Source organism: Nodosilinea sp. FACHB-131 (assembly GCF_014695395.1).
Classification (GTDB): Bacteria; Cyanobacteriota; Cyanobacteriia; order Phormidesmidales; family Phormidesmidaceae; genus Nodosilinea.
The window spans coordinates 183,409-206,964 of sequence record NZ_JACJOF010000013.1; the positions used below are offsets into that span (position 1 = coordinate 183,409).

32 protein-coding genes are annotated in these 23,556 nt (G+C 53.6%); 16 read left to right on the plus strand and 16 right to left on the minus strand.

The genetic code is table 11. The features are described from left to right. Nucleotide 1: 1 nt before the first annotated feature. The 15 genes from rplF to rplC all read right to left on the minus strand — a co-directional run bounded on the left by rplF (nt 2) and on the right by rplC (nt 7,468). On the minus strand, nt 2-541 hold the full coding sequence (gene rplF, locus H6F75_RS09220) for a 50S ribosomal protein L6 (RefSeq protein WP_190751410.1): 540 nt from the start codon (nt 539-541) through the stop codon (nt 2-4). Between the two features lie 82 nt (nt 542-623). Further along, nucleotides 624-1,025, minus strand: a complete 402-nt coding sequence (gene rpsH / locus H6F75_RS09225) for a 30S ribosomal protein S8 (protein WP_035991897.1) — start codon at nt 1,023-1,025, stop codon at nt 624-626. Nucleotides 1,026-1,051: 26 nt separating this feature from the next. Beyond that, a complete protein-coding gene (gene rplE / locus H6F75_RS09230) occupies nt 1,052-1,597 on the minus strand; it encodes a 50S ribosomal protein L5 (RefSeq protein WP_190522683.1) in 546 nt (181 codons plus the stop codon). 64 nt (nt 1,598-1,661) lie between these two features. Then, nucleotides 1,662-2,006, minus strand: a complete 345-nt coding sequence (gene rplX / locus H6F75_RS09235; protein ID WP_073609624.1) for a 50S ribosomal protein L24 — start codon at nt 2,004-2,006, stop codon at nt 1,662-1,664. Next, entirely contained in the window at nt 2,006-2,371 is a 366-nt protein-coding gene (gene rplN / locus H6F75_RS09240; RefSeq protein ID WP_073609625.1) for a 50S ribosomal protein L14, read from the minus strand. Before rplN ends, rplX begins: the two co-directional genes overlap by 1 nt. Before the next feature lie 8 nt (nt 2,372-2,379). Further along, a complete protein-coding gene (rpsQ, locus tag H6F75_RS09245; RefSeq protein ID WP_190751412.1) occupies nt 2,380-2,631 on the minus strand; it encodes a 30S ribosomal protein S17 in 252 nt (83 codons plus the stop codon). Between the two features lie 16 nt (nt 2,632-2,647). Continuing rightward, nucleotides 2,648-2,920 (minus strand): 50S ribosomal protein L29, encoded by a 273-nt coding sequence (gene rpmC, locus H6F75_RS09250; RefSeq protein ID WP_190751415.1) that lies wholly within the window; start codon nt 2,918-2,920, stop codon nt 2,648-2,650. Nucleotides 2,921-2,924: 4 nt separating this feature from the next. Further along, on the minus strand, nt 2,925-3,344 hold the full coding sequence (gene rplP, locus H6F75_RS09255) for a 50S ribosomal protein L16 (RefSeq protein ID WP_073609628.1): 420 nt from the start codon (nt 3,342-3,344) through the stop codon (nt 2,925-2,927). Between the two features lie 55 nt (nt 3,345-3,399). Continuing rightward, nucleotides 3,400-4,134, minus strand: coding sequence for a 30S ribosomal protein S3 (gene rpsC / locus H6F75_RS09260; RefSeq protein ID WP_190751417.1), 735 nt, complete (start codon nt 4,132-4,134; stop codon nt 3,400-3,402). A gap of 65 nt (nt 4,135-4,199) precedes the next feature. After that, the gene (rplV, locus tag H6F75_RS09265) at nt 4,200-4,556 is read right to left on the minus strand and encodes a 50S ribosomal protein L22 (RefSeq protein WP_190522672.1); all 357 of its coding nucleotides are present in this window, start codon (nt 4,554-4,556) and stop codon (nt 4,200-4,202) included. A gap of 24 nt (nt 4,557-4,580) precedes the next feature. After that, a complete protein-coding gene (rpsS, locus tag H6F75_RS09270; protein WP_190522670.1) occupies nt 4,581-4,859 on the minus strand; it encodes a 30S ribosomal protein S19 in 279 nt (92 codons plus the stop codon). A 48-nt stretch (nt 4,860-4,907) separates the two neighbouring features. Continuing rightward, the gene (gene rplB / locus H6F75_RS09275; RefSeq protein WP_190751419.1) at nt 4,908-5,771 is read right to left on the minus strand and encodes a 50S ribosomal protein L2; all 864 of its coding nucleotides are present in this window, start codon (nt 5,769-5,771) and stop codon (nt 4,908-4,910) included. Between the two features lie 52 nt (nt 5,772-5,823). After that, nucleotides 5,824-6,126, minus strand: coding sequence for a 50S ribosomal protein L23 (locus H6F75_RS09280; protein ID WP_190751540.1), 303 nt, complete (start codon nt 6,124-6,126; stop codon nt 5,824-5,826). Beyond that, entirely contained in the window at nt 6,122-6,754 is a 633-nt protein-coding gene (gene rplD / locus H6F75_RS09285) for a 50S ribosomal protein L4 (RefSeq protein WP_190751421.1), read from the minus strand. Before rplD ends, H6F75_RS09280 begins: the two co-directional genes overlap by 5 nt. Nucleotides 6,755-6,832: 78 nt before the next feature. Further along, nucleotides 6,833-7,468 (minus strand): 50S ribosomal protein L3, encoded by a 636-nt coding sequence (rplC, locus tag H6F75_RS09290; protein ID WP_190751423.1) that lies wholly within the window; start codon nt 7,466-7,468, stop codon nt 6,833-6,835. A gap of 468 nt (nt 7,469-7,936) precedes the next feature. Between rplC and H6F75_RS09295 the strand changes: the two genes are divergently transcribed. The 15 genes from H6F75_RS09295 (at nt 7,937) to H6F75_RS09365 (ending at nt 19,972) form a co-directional block, all read left to right on the plus strand. After that, nucleotides 7,937-8,404, plus strand: coding sequence for an NAD(P)H-quinone oxidoreductase subunit N (locus H6F75_RS09295; protein ID WP_190751425.1), 468 nt, complete (start codon nt 7,937-7,939; stop codon nt 8,402-8,404). A gap of 72 nt (nt 8,405-8,476) precedes the next feature. Beyond that, nucleotides 8,477-9,799, plus strand: coding sequence for a circadian clock protein LdpA (locus H6F75_RS09300; protein WP_190751427.1), 1,323 nt, complete (start codon nt 8,477-8,479; stop codon nt 9,797-9,799). Nucleotides 9,800-9,944: 145 nt separating this feature from the next. Beyond that, nucleotides 9,945-11,666 carry a R3H domain-containing nucleic acid-binding protein gene (locus tag H6F75_RS09305; protein WP_190751542.1) on the plus strand — a complete coding sequence of 574 codons (1,722 nt, stop codon included), beginning with the start codon at nt 9,945-9,947 and terminating at the stop codon, nt 11,664-11,666. Nucleotides 11,667-11,817: 151 nt separating this feature from the next. Then, entirely contained in the window at nt 11,818-12,219 is a 402-nt protein-coding gene (psb27, locus tag H6F75_RS09310) for a photosystem II protein Psb27 (RefSeq protein ID WP_190751429.1), read from the plus strand. 166 nt (nt 12,220-12,385) lie between these two features. Continuing rightward, nucleotides 12,386-12,499, plus strand: coding sequence for a 50S ribosomal protein L36 (gene rpmJ / locus H6F75_RS09315; RefSeq protein WP_071527191.1), 114 nt, complete (start codon nt 12,386-12,388; stop codon nt 12,497-12,499). A gap of 213 nt (nt 12,500-12,712) precedes the next feature. Beyond that, the gene (gene rpsM / locus H6F75_RS09320) at nt 12,713-13,096 is read left to right on the plus strand and encodes a 30S ribosomal protein S13 (RefSeq protein WP_190522654.1); all 384 of its coding nucleotides are present in this window, start codon (nt 12,713-12,715) and stop codon (nt 13,094-13,096) included. A gap of 164 nt (nt 13,097-13,260) precedes the next feature. Next, complete coding sequence (rpsK, locus tag H6F75_RS09325) at nt 13,261-13,653, plus strand: 30S ribosomal protein S11 (RefSeq protein WP_073609638.1); 393 nt, start codon at nt 13,261-13,263, stop codon at nt 13,651-13,653. Nucleotides 13,654-13,721: 68 nt separating this feature from the next. Beyond that, nucleotides 13,722-14,669, plus strand: coding sequence for a DNA-directed RNA polymerase subunit alpha (locus H6F75_RS09330; RefSeq protein ID WP_190751431.1), 948 nt, complete (start codon nt 13,722-13,724; stop codon nt 14,667-14,669). Nucleotides 14,670-14,778: 109 nt separating this feature from the next. Next, a complete protein-coding gene (gene rplQ / locus H6F75_RS09335) occupies nt 14,779-15,129 on the plus strand; it encodes a 50S ribosomal protein L17 (protein ID WP_190522649.1) in 351 nt (116 codons plus the stop codon). A 50-nt stretch (nt 15,130-15,179) separates the two neighbouring features. Then, nucleotides 15,180-16,052: a tRNA pseudouridine(38-40) synthase TruA gene (gene truA / locus H6F75_RS09340; RefSeq protein WP_190751433.1), complete on the plus strand. Its 873-nt coding sequence runs from the start codon at nt 15,180-15,182 to the stop codon at nt 16,050-16,052. A 72-nt stretch (nt 16,053-16,124) separates the two neighbouring features. Further along, nucleotides 16,125-16,583, plus strand: a complete 459-nt coding sequence (gene rplM, locus H6F75_RS09345) for a 50S ribosomal protein L13 (protein WP_073609641.1) — start codon at nt 16,125-16,127, stop codon at nt 16,581-16,583. Next, nucleotides 16,583-16,996 carry a 30S ribosomal protein S9 gene (rpsI, locus tag H6F75_RS09350; protein WP_073609642.1) on the plus strand — a complete coding sequence of 138 codons (414 nt, stop codon included), beginning with the start codon at nt 16,583-16,585 and terminating at the stop codon, nt 16,994-16,996. Before rplM ends, rpsI begins: the two co-directional genes overlap by 1 nt. Nucleotides 16,997-17,123: 127 nt before the next feature. After that, nucleotides 17,124-17,372: a 50S ribosomal protein L31 gene (rpmE, locus tag H6F75_RS09355; RefSeq protein WP_190751435.1), complete on the plus strand. Its 249-nt coding sequence runs from the start codon at nt 17,124-17,126 to the stop codon at nt 17,370-17,372. Between the two features lie 60 nt (nt 17,373-17,432). Further along, entirely contained in the window at nt 17,433-18,533 is a 1,101-nt protein-coding gene (gene prfA, locus H6F75_RS09360; RefSeq protein ID WP_190751437.1) for a peptide chain release factor 1, read from the plus strand. Nucleotides 18,534-18,646: 113 nt separating this feature from the next. Further along, entirely contained in the window at nt 18,647-19,972 is a 1,326-nt protein-coding gene (locus H6F75_RS09365; protein ID WP_190751439.1) for a DNA repair exonuclease, read from the plus strand. 1 nt (nt 19,973) lies between these two features. Here H6F75_RS09365 and H6F75_RS09370 read toward each other — a convergent pair whose 3' ends face one another. Further along, nucleotides 19,974-20,720, minus strand: coding sequence for a sulfite exporter TauE/SafE family protein (locus H6F75_RS09370; protein WP_190751441.1), 747 nt, complete (start codon nt 20,718-20,720; stop codon nt 19,974-19,976). Nucleotides 20,721-20,895: 175 nt separating this feature from the next. On the opposite strand from H6F75_RS09370, the gene H6F75_RS09375 reads away from it, so the two are divergent. Then, complete coding sequence (locus H6F75_RS09375; protein ID WP_190751443.1) at nt 20,896-23,424, plus strand: M48 family metalloprotease; 2,529 nt, start codon at nt 20,896-20,898, stop codon at nt 23,422-23,424. The last annotated feature ends 132 nt before the right edge of the window (nt 23,425-23,556 follow it).

The window sequence follows — 23,556 nt, forward strand, 5'->3', positions numbered from 1 at the left end:
CTTATTTCTTCCCTGACTTACCGGCCTTACGTCTGACCTGCTCACCGGCGTAGCGCACACCTTTACCCTTATAGGGCTCAGGGGGGCGGCTGGCCCGAATGCTTGCGGCAATGTTGCCTACTAATTCTTTATCGATGCCGCTAATGATGACATTGGTATTGTTCTCAACTACGAACTCAATGCCGGCGGGAGGCTCAAATACAACAGGGTGGCTGTACCCAAGGCTGAGGTTCAAGTTGCGGCCCTGCACCTGTGCCCGATAACCAATACCCTGAATCTCTAGGCGCTTTTGATAGCCATTCGAAACCCCCTCAACCATATTAGCCACTAGGGTGCGGCAGAGACCGTGACGCTCGCGGGCTAGACGAGAATCATCTTTGCGATTGACCAGAACGGTCTCCCCGTCCTGAACCACCAACACTCCGCTGGGCAGGGTACGAGACAGCTCGCCCTTAGGCCCTTTAACCTGAATGTCCTGACCGTCAATTACGATTGACACTTTAGCCGGGACTGGGATTGGCCGTTTGCCAATACGTGACATGATGCAAAACTCCTAAATCCTTAGCACTCGATAACGCCCTTGATGACTTAGCCGTTAGCTAACAACATTGCTGTTCAGCTACCTACCAGACATAGCAAAGCACTTCGCCACCAATACCCTGACGGCGGGCATCGCGGTCAGTCATGATTCCGCTAGAGGTAGAAACAATTGCAATGCCAATACCCCCCAGCACCCGAGGTAGCTCTTTTCGGTTGGAATACACGCGCAAACCGGGCTTGCTAACGCGAGTAAGGTTGCGAATGATGGGCTGACGAGTCTTGCCCTTGTACTTGAGGGCGACCACCAGTTGAGGACGCTCTTCGACAGTAGTTTCAGAGTAATCCGTGATGAACCCTTCTTCCTTAAGCACCTTTGCAATACTCCGGGTCATCCGGGTAGAAGGAATACCTACAGTTTGGTGCCGCGCCAGATTCGCATTTCTGATGCGAGTCAACATATCCGCAATTGTGTCGTTAGCAGCCATAGTTCTAGTACGCGTATAAACCTGTGTTAGTTGTCACGGAACGGCATACCCAATTCCTTGAGTAGCGCTCGGCCTTCTTCATCGGTGCTGGCGGTAGTCACAATGGTGATGTCCATACCGCGAATTTGATCGATGCTGTCGTAGTCAATTTCAGGAAAAATTAACTGCTCTCGCAGACCCAAGGTGTAGTTGCCACGTCCGTCGAAGCTCTTAGGGCTAATGCCGCGAAAGTCACGAATGCGGGGCAGGGTCAGGTTGATGAGGCGATTTAGAAAGGCGTACATGCGGTCAGAACGTAAGGTGACCATGACCCCCACGGGCATGCCTTGACGAATTTTGAACCCTGCGATCGCCTTTTTGGCGCGGGTTACCACCGGACGCTGACCGGTGATGAGAGCCAGTTCGCTCAGAGAAGACTCCAGCGCTTTGGCATTCTGAGATGCTTCACCCAAGCCACGGTTGACGGTCACCTTGACCACCTTGGGCACTTGATGAATGTTGTCGTACTTAAACTGTTCCATCAGTTTAGGTACAACGGTGTCTTTATATATGGTCTTTAACTGGTCGGTCATGGGTCGTTTCTATCGCTTTCCTGGGCTTGGTCAGGACTAGAGGATGAGCGTAAGACTAAAAGCCTTAGTCAATGATTTCACCGGTCTTTTTCAGCATCCGCACCTTACGCCCGTCATCGGTAAAGGTGTAAGCAACTCGGCTAGCCACTTTCTCCTTCTCGGAGTAAAGCATGACGTTAGAGCTGTGGATGGGGGCTTCCTGGGTCACGATCTGACCCGACTCGCCTTCTTGCTGAGGCTTAACGTGTTTGGTGCGAATATTTACGCCCTGTACAACCACTTGGCTGGTTTTGGGAATAACGGTCAGCACCTCGCCGACTTTGCCGCGATCGCGCCCAGCAATCACTTGAACAGTGTCTCCCTTACGCACATGCACCTTGTGGCGCACGGGCTGCTTTGTTGTTGCCATTAGAGAACCTCCGGTGCCAGCGACACAATCTTGGTGAAGTTTTTGTCGCGCAGCTCACGGGCTACTGGCCCAAATACGCGAGTGCCTTTGGGATTTCCGTCTTGGTTAATGATCACGGCCGCGTTATCGTCAAAACGAATGCTCATGCCGCTGCTGCGGCGCAAGCCCTTCTTAGTCCGAACGACTACAGCCCGGACCACATCCGACTTTTTCACTGCCATGTTTGGCAGTGCATCTTTAACCACAGCAATGATTACATCGCCCACCCCGGCATAGCGGCGATTACCACCGAGTACGCGAATGCACATAAGCTTCCGGGCACCGCTGTTGTCCGCCACGTTTAAGTACGATTCCTGCTGAATCACAATTCCCCCTATGCGTCTGCCGCACGATTAACAATGTCAGCCACCGTCCAGCGCTTGGTTCGGCTCAGGGGACGAGTTTCAAGAATTCGCACCTGATCGCCTTCCTGGCACGTATTCTCTTCGTCATGTGCCTTATAGCGCTTTGTCCGCACCACAATCTTGCCGTACTTAGGATGGGAGGTGCGGCTTTCCACGGCAACTACGACGGTTTTATCCATCTTGTTGCTAACAACCAGTCCCACTCGTTCTTTAACCGCCATCTAATTCACCTATTCCCTACGCTGTTACCGATTCTGTTGCGGCTGCTGCCACAGCGGTGGCTTGGACCTCTGCCTCTGCCTCTAGGGCAATCAGCTGGCGCTCCCGCTGAACCGTCATAAGCTGAGACAGACGATGACGGAGATGCTTAAACTGATGCACTTGCTTATCGAGTTGGCGAGTAGCTTTTTGAAATCGCAGTTGAAACAGTTCGCGCTTGGTCTCAGCGATCGCATTTAGCAACTCTTCATCGCTCAGGCTGCGCGCCTCTTGAATCTTAGTTAATGCCATTGGCCTACGCCTCCTTGCTTTCGCGGGCGATGAACTTAGTCTTAAACGGCAGCTTAAAAGCAGCTAGTCGCATCGCTTCCCGAGCAGTAGCTTCAGGTACCCCAGCAATCTCAAAAACGATGCGGCCAGGCTTCACCACAGCTACCCAAAACTCAGGGTTACCCTTACCAGAACCCATTCGAGTTTCTGCGGGACGCATGGTCACAGGCTTGTCGGGAAAGACGCGAATCCAGATCTTGCCGCCTCGCCGTACATAGCGGGTCATGGCTCGACGGGCTGCTTCAATCTGACGAGCAGTTAGCCAGCAGGGCTCGGTTGCCTGAAGGGCAAAATCACCAAAGTTGATGTCGCTGCCCCGCTGAGCCATTCCGCGCATACGCCCGCGGTGCTGCTTGCGAAATTTAGTTCGTTTTGGACTTAGCATGGATCGGCACTCTTGAAGTCACAGGTAAAATCAATCAAAGAAACGCTAGGACAGCCTAATCTTCATTAGAGCGGTCATCAAACTGCTGACGACGACGGGGCTGACGGCGACGGGGTTGAGCATTAGGGGCAGCAGCTGGAGCTTCCTCTTGACCGGGAATAATCTCGCCCTTAAAGATCCAAACCTTGACACCCAAAATGCCATAGGTGGTTTGAGCAGTCGTGTAGGCGTAGTCAACATCAGCCCGTAGAGTGTGGAGAGGTACCCGACCTTCCCGAGTCCACTCAGTACGGGCAATTTCTGCACCGTTCAAACGACCGCTCACCTGAATTTTGATACCTTCCACCCCAGCGCGCTGGGCACGCTGAATAGCTTGGCGCACCACCCGGCGAAAGGAAACCCGACGCTCTAGCTGCTGAATAATGTATTCAGCGACTAGGGCAGCGTCCGCATCCACGCGGTTCACTTCCACCACATTGACGCGAATTTGGCGGTTGGAGTCCTTGAGTAGCTTCTGCACGCCTACTCTTAGCGACTCAATACCCGCTCCACCACGACCTACCACAACCCCAGGACGAGCAGTCCGCAACTCAAGATCAATTTGGTCAGCCTTGCGCTCAATGCGAATATCGGCGATACCAGCATTGTTCAAAGTTTTTTGAACATACTCGCGAATGCGATAGTCTTCCTGAAGTAGATCAGGATAGCGAGTGCCCTCTGCAAACCAGCGAGAGCGGTGCTCTTGAACGATGCCAAGGCGAAACCCGGTTGGATGAATCTTGTGTCCCACGAACTAACCCTCTGAAAATTGGTTTTTGAACAACTGTGTTTGGACAATGGAATCAGTACGACAAGCTATTCAGCAGCCGGAGCCACAGCAATAGTGATGTGGCAGGTCGGCTTGCGAATTTGATAAGCCCGACCTTGGGCTCGTGGGCGAAACCGCTTCAAGGCTGGACCTGCATCAGCAAATGCCTCGCTGACTACCAAACCTGTTGGGTCAAGACCGTTGTTGTGCTCAGCATTAGCTACGGCAGAACGTAACACTTTAATAATGGGCTCGCACGCTTTGTAGGGCATAAACTCCAGGATGATTAGCGCATCCCGATAGCTCTTGCCGCGAATTTGATCAAGTACCCGACGCACCTTGCGGGGCGACATGCGCACATAGCGAGCTACCGCCTTAACCTGCTCTGAGGTATCCACAGCCATTTTTCCAGTTCCTCTACCTAATACCTAACGACGAGCTTTTTTATCGGTCTTGGCGTGGCCACGAAAGGTCCGCGTGGGAGCAAATTCACCCAGTTTATGGCCCACCATCTGTTCAGTGACATAGACCGGCACATGCTGGCGACCATTGTGCACTGCAATCGTATGCCCAATCATCTGGGGCAGAATCGTAGAGGCCCGCGACCAGGTCTTAATTACCTGCTTATCACCCCTGGTGTTTAGGGCTTCGATCTTGGAAAGAAGGTGGTCGGCCACAAATGGCCCTTTTTTTAATGAGCGAGACATGATGCTTCAGCCCTAACAACAATCAAGAAACAGCCAACAAATTGCCAACTAGGCGTTACGACCGCCACGACCCCGCTTAGATACGCGACGACGACGACGCACCACGTACTTGTCGCTGTCCTTGTTCTTTTTGCGAGTTTTGTAACCCAAGGCTGGCTTGCCCCAAGGGGTTACAGGACCAGAGCGTCCAATGGGTGCCCGACCCTCACCACCACCATGGGGGTGATCAACCGGGTTCATCACACTACCTCGTACCTCAGGACGGCGGCCCATCCAACGCTTACGGCCTGCTTTACCAAGGCTAACGTTGCGGATATCAGCATTGCCGACCTGGCCAATGGTGGCATAGCACTCGCGACGCACTAGGCGAACCTCAGTCGAAGGCAGCTTAAGGGTGACATAGTCACCCTCTTTAGCTACAACTTGAGCGCCAGTGCCGGCAGAGCGCACCATTTGTCCGCCTTTCCCAGCCTGCATCTCTACGTTGTGCACCGTGGTGCCCAGGGGAATTTTGTAAAGAGGTAGGGCATTGCCTACCTCTAGAGGTGCATCAGGACCAGCCACCACGGTTGCCCCTACCGCTAGGCCAGCGGGACAGAGAATGTAGCGCTTTTCACCGTCTTCGTAATGAAGCAGGGAGATACGTGCATTACGGTTAGGGTCATACTCGATGGAAGCGACCTTGGCGAGCACGCCCAGCTTATTGCGATGAAAATCGATGACGCGGTACAAGCGCTTATGACCGCCACCCCGATGGCGACAGGTAATTACCCCTCGGTTGTTACGCCCCTTGGGACGATGGGTGGAGTGAGTTAGAGACTTTTCAGGCTCGCTGCGGGTAATCTCGGCAAACTCAGAAACGGTTCGCTCACGAGTACCAGGGGTATAAGGTCGATAGGTACGGATGCCCATGGGAGTACTTGCTGGCTACACGGCTAAAGGTTAAGACAGTGAAAACTTGATCCTAGAGATCGGGGAAGAGAGGAATAGTGTTTCCAGGGGCCAGAGTGACCACAGAACGCTTGTAGTGAGGACGATGGCCTACAAAGCGACCCATCCGACGCTTCTTCTTGGGAGGATTGTATGTATTGACCGACACAACCCTGACTTCAAATAATTCCTCGATCGCTGCCTTGATTTGCAGCTTGTTAGCCCGAGGGTCAACCTCAAAGACGTACTGGTTGTTCTCCAGTAGAAGGGTAGCCTTTTCGGTAATCAGGGGCCGACGGATGAGATCAGCCAAAGATGGGGTATTAGCGGCATTAATCACTGTAAACCTCCTGAATAGCCTCTAGGGCAGGGGATGTAATGACAAGATAGTCAGCATTCAGCAAGTCATGAACGTTGAGGTTAGCAGCGGTAATCAGCTTGACGTTCTCAACGTTGCGGGCCGAGAGATAGACCAGTTCTTGTCGTTCGGCAATGATCAAGAGAATCTTGGCGTTGGGATCAATACCCCAGCGAGCAATAGCATCGAGCAGATCACGGGTTTTGGGGCGAGAGAATTTATCCTCAAATCCTTCCACTACCACTAAATCGTCAATCCGGCTCTGGAGGACGGTGCGTAAAGCCAACCGCCGCTCTTTGCGGTTCATCTTGACGCTATAGTCGCGGGGCTTAGGGCCAAAGATAACACCGCCGCCGCGCCACAGAGGAGAACGGTTAGAACCAGCTCGGGCTCGACCGGTGCCCTTTTGCCGCCAGGGCTTTCGGCCACCACCTCTGACTTCAGCACGGGTCTTAGTAGAAACCGTGCCTTGACGGGCGTTGTTCATCTGACGCACTAGAGCGCGGTGAACAATGTGAGAGGCAGACTCTTCTTTGGCAACCTGAAGATCTAAGGATGCCGTACCCGCCTCTTGGCCCTCCCAGTTTTTTACGACGCACTCAACCATTGTCTGAACCTATCTCTTAAAAAGCTTTGGATGCCCGAAAGTCAAAGACTTAAACCGCTTGCTGCAACCCTGGAAGAATTAGGCATTTACCCATTGGGCTGGAGCAATACTCAACAACCCGCCGGGCTTGCCAGGAATGGCACCTTTGATCAGCAGGATGTTGCGATCGCCATCTACCCGCACCACCTCCAACTTGCGAATGGTCACCCGAGCATTGCCCATTTGACCAGCCATCCGCTTACCGGGATAAACACGGCCAGGAGTCGTACCTGCGCCTGTAGAACCAGGTAGTCGATGGTTCTTAGAACCGTGGGCCATGGGGCCACGGCGGAAGTTGTGACGCTTTTGATAGCCCGCGAAGCCACGACCCATACTCTTACCGGTGACATCCACCAGCTGGCCTTGGCTAAACGTTTCAGCAGTTACGGTCTGCCCCAACTCAAAACCATCGGCGGCATCAACCCGATATTCCTTCAAATGACGTAAAGGAGCGCTGCCAGAGCGAGCCAGATGGCCTAACTCGGGCTTGTTAAGCTTCTTTTCGGTCACTTCATCAAAACCTAGTTGGACAGCTGCATAGCCATCGGTATCTGAGGTTTTAATCTGAGTAACAACACAGGGGCCGGCCTGCACCACCGTTACGGGGATAGCATTGCCTGCCTCATCGAATACTTGGGTCATGCCCAGCTTTTTGCCGAGAATACCGACTGCCACAGTCCTGTCTCCCTACTAACACACTACGAAATGCGCAGGACTCCCTGAATGGAGAGCTTTGCGCATCAACGACATCGACTTTTGAACACCCCAGACTAAAAAGCTCACCGGGGGTAAGCGTTGCCGGCCTAAACCGGTCACTATTCAAAAGAAAGCTGGCTTACTCTGACCACAGCTGGCCCTAGAGCCAAAACCGCAAACACCTTGGTGTTAGGGCATCAGAACAGCCAAATGCCAGGACTTGGGTAACCCGCTGGACTACTCAGTATCCTTTTTTGTCGGCGATTTACCATAGTACACTCCTTATCAGCACATGTCTATAACCATTTTCAGAAAAGTTTTAAAGTTCGGCTGCTGACCCACCTAGGCGCAGACAGTCAGCCAAACAAAGGCTTCTGGCTAGCTGGGTTTACTCTCCGCATGAACGCAGTACAATAACACCTGATAGCCAACGGTCGAGGATAATTTATGGCGCTGCTGACAACGGGTAAGCCCTTTATTAAAGATCTGGAGAGCAACGGCGCGATCGCCGTGCGCATACCCCTAGAGGGAGGGTTTGAAGGTCGCTACCAGCGCCGATTGAAGGCTACCGGTTACGAAACGATGAACCTCACTGCTCGTGGATTAGGGGATGTGTCCTCTTATCTCACCGCTATTCACGGGGTGCGCCCGCCCCACTTGGGTAAGAAGACCTTGGGCAGTGGTGCGGCGGTAGGCTACACCTATTTTGTTCCCCCGGTACTCACATATCGTCTAGATACCATGTCGGCTAAGGCGAAAGGCATGGTGCTGTGGCTGATTGAGGGACATATTTTGTCGCGCCAGGAGCTGGCCTATTTGGTTAGCCTGCCATCCCTTGAGCCTCGAGTAAAAGTGGTGGTGGAAATGGGGGGCGATCGCTCCTTTAGCTGGGAGCCCTTGGCCAACCTGATATAGACCCGAGGCCAATTTAAACTGCGAGGCTGGCTCCCAAAGAGCTGGGTTATCCTCGCTAAAATCTACGCCCCCATGGACACTGAAATCGCCTCTGGAGCTGTATCGGGGCCGCTTTACCTACAAAGTCCCCTACCGTTTCCCCACCGATCGCTACAGATGGGGCAGTGGGTAAAGCTAATTTGCGGTGCTAGCTACCAGGACATGCCGACGGTGCGTCGGTTGGCGATGCTCTATGCCTTAGCGGGAGTAGATTGCATCGACGTCGCCGCCGATGGAGCGGTGGTAGCCACTGCCCGTCAGGGATTGGCGGATGCTATGCGCTTGGCGGAGTATTTGGACAACGGCGAAGCGTCTTCAGAGAATTACAACCATCTGATTCCCGGATTGCCCTGGCTCATGGTGAGCCTCAATGACAGTGAAGACCCTCACTTTCGCAAGGCTCACTTCGATGCGGCGCACTGCCCACCCCAGTGCGATCGCCCCTGCGAATCTATTTGTCCCACGGCCGCCATTCAGTTTCAGGCTCCCAAGCAGGGTGGAGTGGCTGCGAACCTCTGCTACGGCTGCGGTCGCTGCATCACCGTTTGCCCAATTGATAATATTGAAGCCCAATCTTATCTAGCCAGCCCAGAAGCCTTTCCTAATGAGCAACTGGCCCAAATTGATGCCGTAGAAATTCATACCCAAACTGGGCATCACGTTCAGTTCGAGCAGCTCTGGCGGCGGCTGCAAGCGTGGCGACCTCACCTCAAACTAATTTCCATTAGCTGCCCAGATCACGACCAGGTGGTGCCGTATCTATGGCACCTCTACAATCTGATGGCGCCGTTAGAGGTGCCTCTGATCTGGCAAACGGATGGTCGACCCATGAGCGGTGACTTGGGTAAAGGCACAACCCACGCCGCCATTCGTCTGGCCCAAAAGATTCTCGACGCAGGGCTACCGGGCTATGTGCAACCCGCTGGCGGTACCAATGGCTACACTGTAGATAAGTTGCTCAATCTCGGTTTGGTCAGTACAGCATTTCCACTTCAGCTTGATGCGTCTCAACCCAATGCCTGGCCTTCTTCCCAGCCGGTTGGGATGGTTGACGGTGATACAGCTTTAGCCCCCAAAACTATTTCGGGCATTGCCTACGGTAGCTACGGGCGATCGCAAGTACTGCCGCTGCTTGACGCCCTTGACCAAGAGCTTCAACCCTGGCTAGGGAATGGCTCCCTTGACCAGTCCGCCATCGGTCAAAACACTTCAATCAGCGACGGCCTTACCCAACCAACCGTTGCCCCTTGGCAGCGGTTAGAGAGTAGTGTCTTGGGCCAAAGTCTAGCCCTGGCCCGGCAGCTGGTAGGCCCACTCAAATCCCATAGACATTTTTTACCAACACGTTATGGTTAGCTATAGCGACGATCGCTCGATGAGTGACGGATCGAGCAGCAACGCCCCTGCCGACAACTTTTCTGCCATTAATAACCTTGCCGTGGATTTTTTACCCACTGAATCTGAAGGGACGGCCCAACACCAGTCTGCCCCTGCCCAAGACATGCCCATTGATGACCTCGAGCAAATTCTCAGTATTCTACCTCCGTCCATTCGCGCCCAGCTTCTGCACCACCCTCAACGCCCAAGCCTGATTGAAGTCGTTTTAGACCTGGGTCGCCTGCCCGAAGCAAGATTTTTTGGCAGCGTCGAGTATCTGTCTGAAGATCCCGTTACCCATGCCGATCTAGACCACTGCATCAAGCGAGTGGGCATTTTTGGCGGCGATAACCGAGCCGGTATTGAGAAAACGTTGCACCGCATCAGCGCCATTCGCAACCGCTCTGGGGAAGTGATTGGCCTCACCTGCCGCGTGGGGCGAGCGATCTTTGGCACCATCGGTATGATTCGAGACCTGGTGGAGACAGGTCGTTCCATTCTGATGCTGGGTCGGCCTGGCGTAGGTAAAACCACCGCTCTGCGCGAAATTGCCCGAGTGCTGGCCGACGACCTGCAAAAGCGGGTGGTGATTATCGACACCTCCAACGAAATTGCGGGCGATGGTGACATTCCCCATCCCGCCATTGGTCGAGCGCGGCGCATGCAGGTAGCTCGCCCCGAAGAACAACATCGCGTGATGATCGAGGCGGTGGAGAACCACATGCCTGAAGTGATCGTCATTGATGAAATTGGCACCGAGCTAGAGGCCTTGGCGGCCCGCACCATCGCTGAGCGTGGGGTGCAGCTAGTGGGTACCGCCCACGGCAACCAGCTCGAAAATCTGATTAAAAACCCAACGCTTTCAGACTTGATTGGCGGTATTCAATCGGTCACCCTAGGGGATGAAGAAGCCCGCCGTCGAGGCAGCCAAAAAAGCGTGCTAGAGCGTAAGGCTCCTCCGACTTTTGACATCGCCGTGGAAATGCTGGAGCGGCAGCGCTGGGCCGTCCATGAGGATGTGACAGTCACTATTGACAACCTGCTGCGGGGGCGCCAGCCGGGGCTACAAATTCGCACTGTGGATGAGAACCAGAAGGTAATTATTACCCACGAGCTACCGGGCTCAGGGCGAGAGGTCGCCAAGCCATCGCGATCGGGTATGGGCTGGCGCGCAGCAGGGCAAATGGTGCCTCCGACCAATGCCGCGATCGCCCAGCGCACCACAGGCAACGGCAACAACATTCGGCCCCTAGGTAAGGTCTATAGCCAAGAACCGACCACTGACCCCATGTTCGCCCACCTGCTAGAGACGACTCCCGATGACGACATCATCGGCCCCAATGGGGAAGATGCCATGCGCCTTTATCCCTATGGCCTCAGTCGTTACCAGATTGAGCGGGTAATTCAGACTTTGCATATGCCTGTAGTGATCACTAAAGATTTGGACAACGCTGATGCCGTGATAGCGCTGCGATCGCACGCTAAGGCCCAAGCCAAGCTCAAGCACATGGCCCAGGGGCGGCAGATTCCTGTCCACCTGGTCAAGTCCAACAGCATTCCCCAAATTACCCGCGCCCTCCAGCGCCTGCTGGACATGGATGACAATCCAGCCGCCATTGACCTAGAACTGTTTAGTCACAGTGGCGGCGACGATGAGCTAGAAGCCTTAGAAGAAGCTCGTCTAGCCGTTGAGCAAATCGTGATTCCCAAAGGCCAACCGGTTGAACTGCTGCCCCGCTCAGCCCACATCCGCAAGATGCAGCACGAGCTAGCCGAACATTATCGGCTCAAATCCCTCAGCTGTGGCGAAGAACCTAACCGACGGCTGCGCATTTATCCAGCCTGAGACAGAGCGTCCTCAATCAACCAAAGAATACTATGACCACGGTGCGCTATAGAATGAAAGCACCAAAATGACACCAGCGCAGCTTTAGCACGGGATTTAGTGCCTATTTCCTCTGGCCTGTCGTTTGACCTAACCTCTTTCAAAGAATCCTATGAAATCTTTAATTGCTCGTCTCTTAGCCTTAGTACTTGTGGCCGTTGTTGGCCTCACAGGGTGCGGTGCAGGCGTCAGCGGCAGGCTCAGTGGTGACTATCGCCAAGACACATTGATGCTGGTAGATAGCCTCAGAACCTCGATTAACCTACCTGACGATGACCCCGCTAAGGTAGAGGCACAAGCTGAGGCCAAGGCCGTCATTAGCGACTTTGCCTCTCGCTATCGCCGGGATACTTCTGTAGCTAACCTCAGCTCGTTTACGACAATGCGCACGGCACTAAATGCGATCGCAGGTCACTACAGCAGCTATCCCAACCGCCCCCTGCCTGAAAAGCTCAAGACTCGTGTCGAGCAGGAACTGAAGCAGGTAGAATCCGCCCTCAAACGCGGAGCTTAGGGATAGAACCCGCACTCTTTCGTCATTTTTCTGAGTAATTCTCGAGAAGAGGTCGTCCGTGGACGACCTCTTTTTGTTTCCGGCATTACCTCAAAGGCAATTTTTATTTGACGGATTGCCGTCAGCTTGCTAGCATAGCAATTCTGTAGTGAAGTGCGAGTTGGACATGAAAGTCCGTGCGTCTGTGCGCAAGATGTGTGATAAGTGTCGTGTGATTCGCCGCCGCGGCCGGGTCATGGTGATTTGTTCTAACCCCAAGCATAAGCAACGACAGGGGTAATGTAAGGTCTGGCAGGGTGTTTGCAACAGTGCGAATGCCGTTTTGATGTGCCAGATGGTGTTGAGTATACTGACTCGGAACAACTGAATCTAAACGTTCTGTTCGAGTTTTTGTATAGACTTTTGACGGTTTGGGCAGCGGCCTAACATAGCAAACTGAGTAGCCATAGCTGGGCTGCATGGTTAAAACCACATACTGGGGAGATAGTTAAAGGTGGCACGGATAGCAGGCGTGGATTTGCCACGCGACAAACGAGTTGAAATTGGCTTGACCTATATCTACGGTATTGGCCTTACCCGTTCTAAAGAAATCCTCGCTAAAACCGGGGTTAGTCCTGACGTGCGGGTTAAGGACTTGACCGATTCCGACGTAGCAAAGCTACGTGACTCCGTCGAAAGCGACTATCAAGTAGAGGGCGATCTACGACGGTTGGAAAGCATGAACATCAAGCGATTGATGGACATCGGCTCCTACCGTGGACGGCGTCACCGCGCTGGCCTACCAGTGCGTGGGCAGCGTACCCGAACCAACTCTCGCACCCGTCGAGGCGGCACCCGTCGTACGGTGGCTGGTAAGAAGAAAGCACCTCGCAAGTAAAACTGCTTCGCCTCAGCCTTCAGTCAACATGGGGGTTAGAGCAAAAAGCTCGCTAAGCTTTGTAGCGAGTTTTTCTGACTGTTTACTGGTGTTTGCTAGTGTTAGTGGCTCACCGATAATCGCATTGACTCAAGTTTCCTTGAATTGAATTTAGTGACAACGCTATGGCCAAACCGACTCGAAAGACTGGACCTCGAAAAAGTAAGAAGAACGTACCGAGCGGTGTCGCTCACATCCGTTCAACCTTCAACAACACCATTGTGACTATTACTGACCAGTCAGGGGAAGCAATTTCCTGGGCTTCAGCAGGCTCTAGTGGATTCAAGGGAGCAAAAAAGGGGACACCCTTTGCAGCTCAGACAGCAGCTGATAGCGCTGCTCGACGGGCGATGGATCAAGGGATGCGGCAGATTGAGGTCATGGTGAGCGGTCCTGGGGCTGGTCGCGAAACCGCTATTCGTGCCTTACAGGGAGCGGGTTTAGAAATTACTCTAATTAGAGATGTTACTCCTATCCCCCACAACGGTTGTCGACCACCCAAGCGTCGTCGGGTTTAGGCACTCACCATAGTGTCGTTGGCGCATTTGGTGAGCAGGGTATCGCGAGGTTTAAGGGAGGCAGGATTTTGGCACAGTTTCATGTTGATTGCGTAGAGTCTGTCGTTGAAAACGACCAAAGTCAGTACGGTCGATTTGTCATCGAGCCTTTAGAGCGTAGTCAGGGTACTACCGTAGGCAATGCGCTACGGCGGGTATTGCTATCCAACCTAGAGGGTATTGCAATTACAGCCGTGAGAATTGCTGGGGCGACCCATGAGTTCTCAACCATTGTTGGGGTGCGGGAAGATGTTCTCGACATTCTTCTCAACATGAAGGAGATCGTCCTAAGGAGCTATACCAGCCAGCCTCAAATCGGCCGCCTTCTAGTTCAAGGTCCTGCTCGAGTGACTGCGGGTCACTTTGAGCTACCGTCTGAAGTAGAAGTGGTCAACCCTGAGCAGTACGTGGCGACAGTAGCGGATGGCCATACGCTGGAGATGGAGTTTAGGGTTGAGCGGGGCCAGGGCTACCGAGCCGTGGAACGGAGTAAAGACGATGCTACGGCGCTAGACTTCATTCAAATTGACTCGGTGTTTATGCCAGTCAAAAAGGTCAATTACACCGTTGAAGAGGTCGTTGTTTCTGGGTCTATGCAGCGCGACCAGCTGATCATGGACATCTGGACAAATGGCAGCATTACTCCTCAGCAAGCAATGAGCCAGGCCGCCGATATCCTAGTGGGTCTATTTATGCCCCTCAAGGATGTCACCTTAGAGCCCAAGTTTGACGAAGAGGTCAAGGAAGAAGACCCCAACAACCAAATTCCTATTGAAGAACTAAGGCTGTCGGTACGGGCCTACAACTGCCTAAAGCGGGCCCAAATTAATTCGGTAGCCGACTTACTTGACTTTAGTCAAGAAGATCTCCTAGAGATCAAAAACTTTGGTCAGAAATCTGCTGAAGAGGTAATTGAGGCTCTTCAGGAGCGTTTGGGTATCACCCTACCCCTTGAGAAGGCATCTAAGACAGCCTAAGCTCAGGGATTAGCCTTAGAACCAAAAAGCTTAATACGCTGAGCCGTTCTAGTTCTAATCTACTTGGTTTTCTGATCTTTCATTTTGTTGTTCATCTGAGTTCAGTACCATGCGTCACCAGTGTCGCGTTCATCAACTTGGGAAGCCCGCAGACCAGCGTAAAGCTCTGTTGCGTTCCCTAACCACAGAGCTAATTCGCCACGGTCGAATTACCACGACTAAAGCTCGGGCTAGAGCCGTGCGTGAAGAAGCCGACCGTATGATTACCCTAGCCAAAGATGGTTCTCTACCAGCCCGTCGTCAGGCCATGGGATATATCTACGACAAGCAGCTAGTGCATGCTCTATTTAGCCAAGCAAGCGAGCGCTACGGCAGTCGCAACGGCGGTTATACCCGTATTGTCAAGACCGTTCGCCGCCGAGGCGATAACTCTGAGATGGCCATCATTGAGTTAACCTAGCTCCTCTGTGCCAACGCTCTTATTTATTTATTAGCCCTTAGCCCGTATTGATGGAGAAGTCGTCACCCATACAGCGCAGTCTAGAAAGCCAGCCCGCGGAGTTTGCTCAGTCAACTCAGCGGGTAGCTTTGGTAGTGCAGTATGTGGGTACACATCTCCACGGCTGGCAATGGCAGCCCAATGCTCGTACGGTGCAGGGCGAGATTGAAGCAGCTGTGCGTTCAGTGCTGGGCTATGAGGTGCGTCTCAGTGGTGCAGGACGAACCGATACAGGTGTCCATGCGGCGGCTCAAGTGGCTCACTTTGATGCGCCTAGCTTTATCCCAGCACACCGCTGGGCCGATGTGCTCAATGCTCGACTGCCAGAGGATATTTTGATTCGGGCTTCGGCGGCGGTGGCTGACACTTGGCATGCCCAATTTTCAGCCTGCTGGCGGCGCTACCGCTATACCCTATACACTGGGCAGCGGCCAAATTTGTTTGTGCGTCCTTTTGTCTGGCACTACTACCGTCAGTATTTAGACCAGGGAAAAATTCAGGTGGCTCTCGACGCCATGGTGGGCCATCATGATATGACAGCCTTTCACCGGGCGCGCTCAGGCAAAAGCCATTCCTGGGTAGACCTACAGGTAGCTGAGTGTCACCGCCAAGATACTTTCCTCACCGTTGAGCTTCAAGCCAAGGGTTTTTTGTACGGTATGGTGCGGCTGATTATGGGCCTGGTGGTGAAGGTAGGTAGTGGTGAACTGACACCGACACAGTTTGGTGAGCTGTGGCAGCAACGCCAGCGGCAGCAGGTTAAATATGCGGCCCCTGCCCAAGGGTTGTGTCTGCTTCGGGTTGGCTACGACGACCATCCCTTCGCTCAGGAGGTTTGGTTTGATACTCAGCCCCATTTTTTCTGGGGTGCGGCGGTAGCCTAAAGTTTGTCCAGTTTTATTTAGCTCGTTTGTTTTATTTAGTGTGGTTTACTCAAGAAAGGCAGCTCAAGCGCTATGACTACTAAGACCTACATTCCCCCCACCGATTCTATTCAGAGGCAGTGGCACGTAATCGACGCTGAAGGTCAGCGCCTGGGACGGTTGGCAACCGAAATCGCCACAATTCTGCGCGGCAAAAACAAGCCGACCTTTACTCCCCACATGGACACTGGCGATTTTGTTGTCGTGGTGAACGCTGAAAAAGTGGTAGTTACGGGTCGTAAGTCCAGCATGAAGCTCTATCGGCGCCACTCAGGACGTCCTGGGGGGATGAAGGTTGAGACCTTTGATAAGCTCCAGGCTCGTATTCCTGCGCGAATTCTTGAGCAGGCTGTGAAGGGTATGCTGCCGAAGAATTCTTTGGGCCGCAAGCAGTTCACCAAGCTTAAGGTGTATGCCGGGCCAGAGCATCCTCATCAGGCTCAAAATCCTGTAATTCACGCTGTAAATACTATTCCTGGAGAAGCTAAATAATGCAGGCTACCGATCAATCTGAACGGGCTGTGTATTGGGGTACCGGTCGTCGCAAGACCTCCATCGCGCGAGTACGTCTAGTGCCTGGAAGTGGTCAGCTGGTAATCAACAAGCGCCCTGGTGACGATTACCTACAGTTCAACCCAGCTTATCTCAACGCTACCAAGGCACCTCTCGAGGTGCTGGGTTTGGAGAACGCCTATGATGTTTTAGTTAACGTCAAGGGTGGTGGCTTAACCGGTCAGGCTGATGCAATTCGGCTTGGTGTAGCCCGAGCACTGTGTGAGCTTGATCCTGAAAACCGCAAGCCTCTCAAAGTAGAAGGGTATTTAACCCGCGATCCCCGTGCTAAGGAGCGCCGCAAGTACGGTCTGAAGAAGGCCCGTAAGGCACCTCAGTTCTCCAAGCGCTAGATTGAAGTTAGTGATTTAGACATGGTTTGGCAAAGCTCAATTTTGAGCTTTTGCCATTACCAGTAAATCCTTGCTCCTATCTCTGCTAAGTCTGTCTCACTCTATTGACGTTGTTTCAAACCCTGTCATGGCAAAGTCTGATATTCACCCCACTTGGTATCCCGAGGCTAAGGTCTTCTGCGACGGTAAAGAGATTATGACCGTGGGCTCTACCAAGCCTGAACTGCATGTGGACGTATGGTCTGGGAATCACCCTTTCTATACCGGTACCCAGAAAATTATTGATACTGAAGGCCGCGTTGAGCGCTTTCTGCGTAAGTATGGTATGGCTGATACATCGGCTACTCCCACCGACGACGCTGCCGACAAGGCCTAGTTTGCTGTGCTGTAGTAGTAGGGCAAAGCATTCTGGCTAGACGGCGGACAAAAGGGGACTATGGCTGAGGCGTACTTAATCGAAAAACTCAACTCTGTGGAACAGACGTTCCAAGAGCTGACGCGGAGAATGGCTGACCCAGATGTAGCCAAGGATCCGGATGAGTTTCAGCGTATTGCCAAGTCTAGATCTTCCTTGGAGGAAACGGTCGCAACCTACGCTGAGTGGAAATCTACCGGCGAGGAATTGGCTGATGCGCGCGAAATCTACAAGGAAGCTAACAGCGACCCTGAGATGAAAGCGATGGCAGGTCTAGAGGTTGAGGCTCTAGATGCGAAGCTAGCGGAGCTAGAATCTCGACTCAAGGTGCTACTGCTGCCACGCGATCCCAATGATGACAAGAACATCATGTTGGAGATTCGTGCGGGTACCGGCGGCGATGAGGCTAGTATCTGGGCCGGGGATTTGGTGCGCCTCTATTCCCGCTACGCCGAAACGCAGGGCTGGCGTGTGAAGCTGCTCAGCGAGTCGGCCGCCGATATGGGCGGTTTTAAGGAAGCAATTTTAGAAATTGCGGGCGATCGCGTCTACAGCCAGCTCAAGTTTGAGGCAGGGGTTCACCGCGTTCAGCGGGTGCCGGTCACCGAGGCGGGCGGGCGGGTGCATACGTCTACGGCCACTGTGGCAATTATGCCTGAGGTGGACGAGGTAGAAGTGCAGATTGATCCCAAGGATATTGAGCTCACCACGGCGCGATCGGGCGGGGCTGGCGGTCAGAACGTCAACAAAGTAGAAACGGCGGTTGATCTGATTCACAAGCCTACGGGCATTCGAGTGTTTTGCACCGAAGAGCGCTCACAGCTCAAAAACCGTGAGCGAGCCATGCAGATTCTGCGGGCTAAGCTCTTTGACATAAAGATGCGAGAGCAGCAGGAGGCCGTATCTTCGATGCGAAAGTCGCAGGTAGGCAGTGGGGCGCGATCGGAGAAAATTCGCACCTACAACTACAAAGACAATCGGGTAACCGACCACCGTCTCAACCAAAACTTTACCCTCACCCCGGTTTTAGAAGGGGATATTGAGGATCTGATTCAGTCTTGTGTTAGCCGAGACCAGCAGGAACGATTGGAAGAGCTGGCGGCTGAGTCATCCGCGGTCTAGGAATCTGTGAGGTTACGGACAGTTGGCTACCAGTCAAGATTTTTTGGCCAAAATCAAACTTCCAAAATTGAAAATCGGAACTAGGCTGAGGAAGTAGCGCTGCGGACAGCCTGATGGCCAAGTTTCTTCATATTGCCGATATCCACTTGGGGTTTGACCGCTACGACACTCCTGAGCGCACTAAGGACTTTTTCCGCGCTCTGCAAACAGTGCTGGAACGATACGCTGTCGAGGAGAGAGTAGATTTTGTGGCGATCGCGGGCGATCTCTTTGAGCACCGCAACATTAAGCCCGCTACCCTCAACCAGGCTCAGGTTTGCCTTCAAACGCTGAAGGATGCCAACATTCCAGTGGTGGCCATTGAGGGCAACCACGACAACCGCCCCTATGGCACTCGCACTAGCTGGCTCAAGTATCTCTCTGAGTGGAACCTGCTCAAGCTGCTGGAGCCCAACGACGGAGCGAATGCCGCAGAGCGGCTCACCCCGTGGGACGGCAGCACCCGCTCCGGCGGCTATATTGACCTATCCTGCGGCGTGCGGGTAATCGGATCAAACTGGTATGGGGCCACTGCCCCTCGCGCCATTGAGCTATTAGCTGACGCTATCAAAGACTTGCCCACTGGTCCCGACCACACAGTTTTGCTGTTTCACCACGGCCTGGAAGGGCAAATCTCTCGCTACGCTGGAGCACTGCGTTATAGCGAACTGCTGCCGCTCAAGGAAGCTGGGGTAGATTATCTAGCCTTGGGCCATATTCACAAGAATTACACCGCCGAGGGATGGGTGTTCAATCCTGGCTCTCTTGAGGCTAACAATGTTGAGGAAAGCCGCTATCCCCGAGGTGCTTATTTAGTAGAACTGTTGCCCGATCGCATCGACGCGCAGCTCAAGACGGATTACTTTCAGCGCCCCATCGAACGGGTTGAGCTAGTGGCCAAGGGCCAGGAAAGCCTAGACGAATTGAACCAGATGGCTCTAGATTGCGCGATCGCCGCCGCTGCTAAGCACCAGAGCAGCATCGCCCCCATTGTGGAGCTGAAGATTACTGGCCAGGTGGGTTTTGATCGGCTCGAACTCGACACGCGCCGCCTACAGGAAGCCATTAAAGCCGCCAGTAATGCACTGGTGGTGCTAGTTAAGTATGACGTGGAGGATGTGGCCTACCAAACACCCCTCAACGAAGGCCAAAATCGAGTTGAAATTGAGCAATCTATTTTTGAGGATATGCTCACTGCCCACCGCGACTATAAGAGCAGAGCCTCCGAACTCGCCCAAGGACTCACCGATCTCAAAGATCGCCAACTTTCTGGAGCAGACGAAATCTCCCTCTATGGGCTCGTCGAAACATTGTTGGGTTTGGACCGCCAAACAGAATATTCCGAAGAACCGCTAGAAACAACTCAAGACGTCTTAGAGAATTTGCAAGCTAGTAATTAGCTTACATAAACGAGACAGTCAAAAAATGGCGCTGCTGCCAGATCATGGTTACACCGCTTACTGCTACAAAGGCAAGCACTAGCTGTCTAAACTGCTGGGCCGACATTTTTGCCAGCACCAGCTTACCCAGCCAGTTGGCCGGTATGGCACCTAACCCAATCACCAACCCATAAACCAGATAGTCTGAGCTGAGGCTGCCAAAGGCAGCGTAGGCCGTTAATTTAACTAGATGTAGCACCGCTTTATTGAGGGCTTTGGTAGCTACCATGGCCTCTTTTTCTAACCCATAGTTGAGATACAACGGGTTCATAACTGGGCCAGTGCTGCCGATTAGCCCGGACCCAATGGCATTGATAAAGGACAGCGGCAAAAAGTACCAGGCTTTGACCACAAACTGAGCATCCTTGGGAATCGGTAGGTGGTTAGCAACCATAATTAGCAGCCCGAGGCCAAGTAGCAGTTGTAGGCCTTCTACATGAACCTGGGTGAGCCCGTAACCACCAATAATGGCTCCCACCGTAGCTCCCGGCACGTACCAGGCTGTTAGTTGCCAGTCCACATGGTGCCAAAAAGAAATTCCCCGCTGAGTATTGCCAATCAGCAGTCCTGTCGTAATCACCGGGGCTACCGCCGCGGATCCTAGCAACAGGGAAATCATGGGAATTAGAATAAACGGACTGCCACCCCCTGCTAGCATGCTGAGAAACCAGGCCAGGAAACTAGCAATAAAAAGGCTAACGGCAATCATAGAGCAGCAGCAACAGTGGCACTGTTGCTTAGTCTAGAGGGCAACTGCAATCTGCTGCCAGGGTTTGTCTCGCCAATTGTTAACAAACGGTTATCCGCAGGAGGAAGAAACAGAATGGGAATAGTTGGTTATCCTTGAACTTCTCCTCTGCTTTTCTATCCTTAACTAGCGGCGTATGGCGCAGCCCATAGACCCCAAATCCCAAGCTTCTGGCCCTAGCGATCGCTCCGGTGCCTCACCCAAGCAGGTATACCAACAGGCGGTGACTGCCTTCAAAGCCCAAAGCTATGACCAAGCTCTAGCGCTTTTTCAGCGTTTGGGGCAATTGCCGCCGGGTTCTCCCTACTATCTCAAAGCTGTAATGGGTCAGGTAAGGGCACACCAGCGACTGAAGCAGGTTGACCAAGCCCGATTGGGTTGCCAAGTTCTGATCGCCAGTTCTTCATCCGAGGCTCGGCAGTGGGCTCAACAGGTTCTAAGCCAGCTGCCTGACAGGACGAAGGGCGGGGTTCCTTCAGCAACTCAGGAGACCGCCTCACCAAATAGAGCCGATTTAAGTGGCTTTGTGCCGTTAGCAGGCACCGTAAGTTCTCAGACCTTACCGCCTGGGCCACCAAAATCCGCTGCCAAAGCATCTATCTCCCTGCCTAACCCAGAAGAACTTGACCAGCCTAAGCCAAAAGACGCTAATTTGGACGCTGCTGAAGCAAGGGAACCAGAGCCAACCTACCAGTCGCTCTTTCACTTTCAGCAGCTTAACCAACGCTCGGGTATAGATCAAAACGACAGCGATCGCCCTCCAGATGCCTCCAGCGATGCAGCGATTCCGGCTTCTACATCTGGTGCTGAGCCAGGCTTACGCTCAAAGGCTACCGCAGGCCAGCAGCGGCAGCGCCAAGCTTCTCTGCCAAAGTACCCGGTGGGGCTGTGGCTACAGCAGGGGCTTACGGCGATCGCCCTGCTCTGGATAACAAATTGGGCCATCCATTTTGCCCTCAGAACGGTGGATAGGCTGCTGCGATGGGTGCGGTGGCCGGTACAGCTCAGCCTGCCGGGGGCGTATCATACCTACACCGTTTGGATTATCGGTGGGCTGGTGTTGCTAGCCCTAGCCAGCCCGTGGATTATGGACTTTGCCTTGGCTTTTTGGCATGGCCAAAAGCCTCTATCAACGCGCCAGCTCCAAGGGTCTAGCCCAGGAACCCTGCGCCTGTTGCGCCAAGTGTGCCGCCAGCGCGGTTGGCAACTACCCGAGCTCCGGGTTATTCCCGATCAGGCTCCCCTGTGCTTTAGCTATGGCTGGCTGGCGCGCAATACTCGCATTGTCGTCAGCCAAGGCATTTTAGACCAGGGACCTGATGAAGCTATAACGGCGCTATATGGGTACGAGCTGGCTCAGATGGTGAACGGTAGCGGATTGGTGCTCTCAGCGGTAGGGCTGCTGCTGCTGCTATTGCACACTGCCTACTATCGTCTAGCCCAGGTTGGGGATAGGTTAACCCAACCCTTCCTACGCAACCCCTTAGGAGTATTTTCCAGTATCTTTTACGGCCTGTTTTGGCTGCTGCGGCAGCTCGTGCTGTGGCTGTCGCGATCGGGCTGTAGCTGGGGCGATCGCCGCGCCACTGTGCTCACGCAGCACCCCGACCACCTGGCGGATGGCCTGCTGCAGCTTACTGAGGCGATCGCAGCTGACCTTGAGCGGCGGGGTACCCTCCACCCGTTGCTTACCAGCCTAGAGGTTCTAATGCCCGTCAGCAGTCGCCAGGCGATTACCCCAGGTAGCCTGTTGGCAAAGGCAGGGCGCGATGGTCAAAGCCTGGATACAGCGGACAATTTCCACAGCGATCGCCTCACGAATCGCGCCACCACCATCGCTAACCTGGTTGCGGTAGACAGCCTCAACCCCTACCGCCAGTGGTTGCGTGTCAATGCCTCCCACCCACCCTTAGGGGAGCGGCTGCTCGATCTCAGCCAGCAGGCAATCCTTCGACAGCAGCCCACCGCTGTCGCCCTACCGCTGGCGTCTCCAACTTCAAACAGCTTTTCACCCCCACGGCTACTGCTGCAAAAAAGTCCACTAGCGGGCCTACTGATGGGGGGCGGCATAGCCATGGGGCTGTGGTTTTTGGGCGGCGTTGTCAATCGGCTGGGTTGGCAACGATTAAGCTGGCTCTACCAAGACCCCAGCGTACTTTTGGGAGGGCTATGGTTGGGCCTGGGACTAGGCCTGCTGCTGCGCATCAACGCTCTGTTTCCCGATTTGGGTGGCCCGCCTCCCGCCGGACAAACCAGCACCACCGCCCCAGATACTATTGCGGATCTGCTCCACAGCAGCTCAGTCCTATCTGTGCAAGGAAAACCTGTAACCCTCCGGGGCCAGCTACGAGGTTCCATCGGGTTAGAAAACTGGGGCTGCCAAAATTTGTACCTTGACGATGCCTCAGGGCTAGTCAAACTGGTTAATCCGGTCCCCTTGGGCAGTCTTCAAGAGTTATTTCAGCGCCACCCCCGGCTGTGGATTGGGCAAGCTGTCACAGTCAGTGGCTGGAGTCGCTATGGCGGTGGTTTGTTGTGGGTCGACATCCATCACGTGCAGCTGGACCCCCGTCACCGCTTTCAAGCCTATGGACCGATTTGGGCTACGCTCTTGAGCCTAGCCATCAGCCTGATTGGAATTTGGACGATTTTTCGAGGGGGATAGCCGCGATACGTAAAGTTGTGTTGCGAAATAGTGTATTTGATGTTAAGTTAATTTACAGAAACACATACCTAGGTTCCTGGGTTACCCGTTTAGGGTTGGCTTTGGGGTTATTGGGTAATGGGTTCTCCTACT

Excerpts from the sequence above, each read along its gene's own strand:
- rplF (WP_190751410.1), bottom strand. The coding sequence starts at position 541 with ATGTCACGTATTGGCAAACGGCCAATCCCAGTCCCGGCTAAAGTGTCA.
- rpsH (WP_035991897.1), bottom strand. The coding sequence starts at position 1,025 with ATGGCTGCTAACGACACAATTGCGGATATGTTGACTCGCATCAGAAAT.
- rplE (WP_190522683.1), bottom strand. The coding sequence starts at position 1,597 with ATGACCGACCAGTTAAAGACCATATATAAAGACACCGTTGTACCTAAA.
- rplX (WP_073609624.1), bottom strand. The coding sequence starts at position 2,006 with ATGGCAACAACAAAGCAGCCCGTGCGCCACAAGGTGCATGTGCGTAAG.
- rpsQ (WP_190751412.1), bottom strand. The coding sequence starts at position 2,631 with ATGGCGGTTAAAGAACGAGTGGGACTGGTTGTTAGCAACAAGATGGAT.
- rpmC (WP_190751415.1), bottom strand. The coding sequence starts at position 2,920 with ATGGCATTAACTAAGATTCAAGAGGCGCGCAGCCTGAGCGATGAAGAG.
- rplP (WP_073609628.1), bottom strand. The coding sequence starts at position 3,344 with ATGCTAAGTCCAAAACGAACTAAATTTCGCAAGCAGCACCGCGGGCGT.
- rplV (WP_190522672.1), bottom strand. The coding sequence starts at position 4,556 with ATGGCTGTGGATACCTCAGAGCAGGTTAAGGCGGTAGCTCGCTATGTG.
- rpsS (WP_190522670.1), bottom strand. The coding sequence starts at position 4,859 with ATGTCTCGCTCATTAAAAAAAGGGCCATTTGTGGCCGACCACCTTCTT.
- rplB (WP_190751419.1), bottom strand. The coding sequence starts at position 5,771 with ATGGGCATCCGTACCTATCGACCTTATACCCCTGGTACTCGTGAGCGA.
- rplD (WP_190751421.1), bottom strand. The coding sequence starts at position 6,754 with ATGGTTGAGTGCGTCGTAAAAAACTGGGAGGGCCAAGAGGCGGGTACG.
- H6F75_RS09295 (WP_190751425.1), top strand. The coding sequence starts at position 7,937 with ATGGCGCTGCTGACAACGGGTAAGCCCTTTATTAAAGATCTGGAGAGC.
- H6F75_RS09300 (WP_190751427.1), top strand. The coding sequence starts at position 8,477 with ATGGACACTGAAATCGCCTCTGGAGCTGTATCGGGGCCGCTTTACCTA.
- H6F75_RS09305 (WP_190751542.1), top strand. The coding sequence starts at position 9,945 with ATGCCCATTGATGACCTCGAGCAAATTCTCAGTATTCTACCTCCGTCC.
- psb27 (WP_190751429.1), top strand. The coding sequence starts at position 11,818 with ATGAAATCTTTAATTGCTCGTCTCTTAGCCTTAGTACTTGTGGCCGTT.
- rpmJ (WP_071527191.1), top strand. The coding sequence starts at position 12,386 with ATGAAAGTCCGTGCGTCTGTGCGCAAGATGTGTGATAAGTGTCGTGTG.
- rpsK (WP_073609638.1), top strand. The coding sequence starts at position 13,261 with ATGGCCAAACCGACTCGAAAGACTGGACCTCGAAAAAGTAAGAAGAAC.
- rplQ (WP_190522649.1), top strand. The coding sequence starts at position 14,779 with ATGCGTCACCAGTGTCGCGTTCATCAACTTGGGAAGCCCGCAGACCAG.
- truA (WP_190751433.1), top strand. The coding sequence starts at position 15,180 with ATGGAGAAGTCGTCACCCATACAGCGCAGTCTAGAAAGCCAGCCCGCG.
- rplM (WP_073609641.1), top strand. The coding sequence starts at position 16,125 with ATGACTACTAAGACCTACATTCCCCCCACCGATTCTATTCAGAGGCAG.
- rpsI (WP_073609642.1), top strand. The coding sequence starts at position 16,583 with ATGCAGGCTACCGATCAATCTGAACGGGCTGTGTATTGGGGTACCGGT.
- rpmE (WP_190751435.1), top strand. The coding sequence starts at position 17,124 with ATGGCAAAGTCTGATATTCACCCCACTTGGTATCCCGAGGCTAAGGTC.
- prfA (WP_190751437.1), top strand. The coding sequence starts at position 17,433 with ATGGCTGAGGCGTACTTAATCGAAAAACTCAACTCTGTGGAACAGACG.
- H6F75_RS09365 (WP_190751439.1), top strand. The coding sequence starts at position 18,647 with ATGGCCAAGTTTCTTCATATTGCCGATATCCACTTGGGGTTTGACCGC.
- H6F75_RS09370 (WP_190751441.1), bottom strand. The coding sequence starts at position 20,720 with ATGATTGCCGTTAGCCTTTTTATTGCTAGTTTCCTGGCCTGGTTTCTC.
- H6F75_RS09375 (WP_190751443.1), top strand. The coding sequence starts at position 20,896 with ATGGCGCAGCCCATAGACCCCAAATCCCAAGCTTCTGGCCCTAGCGAT.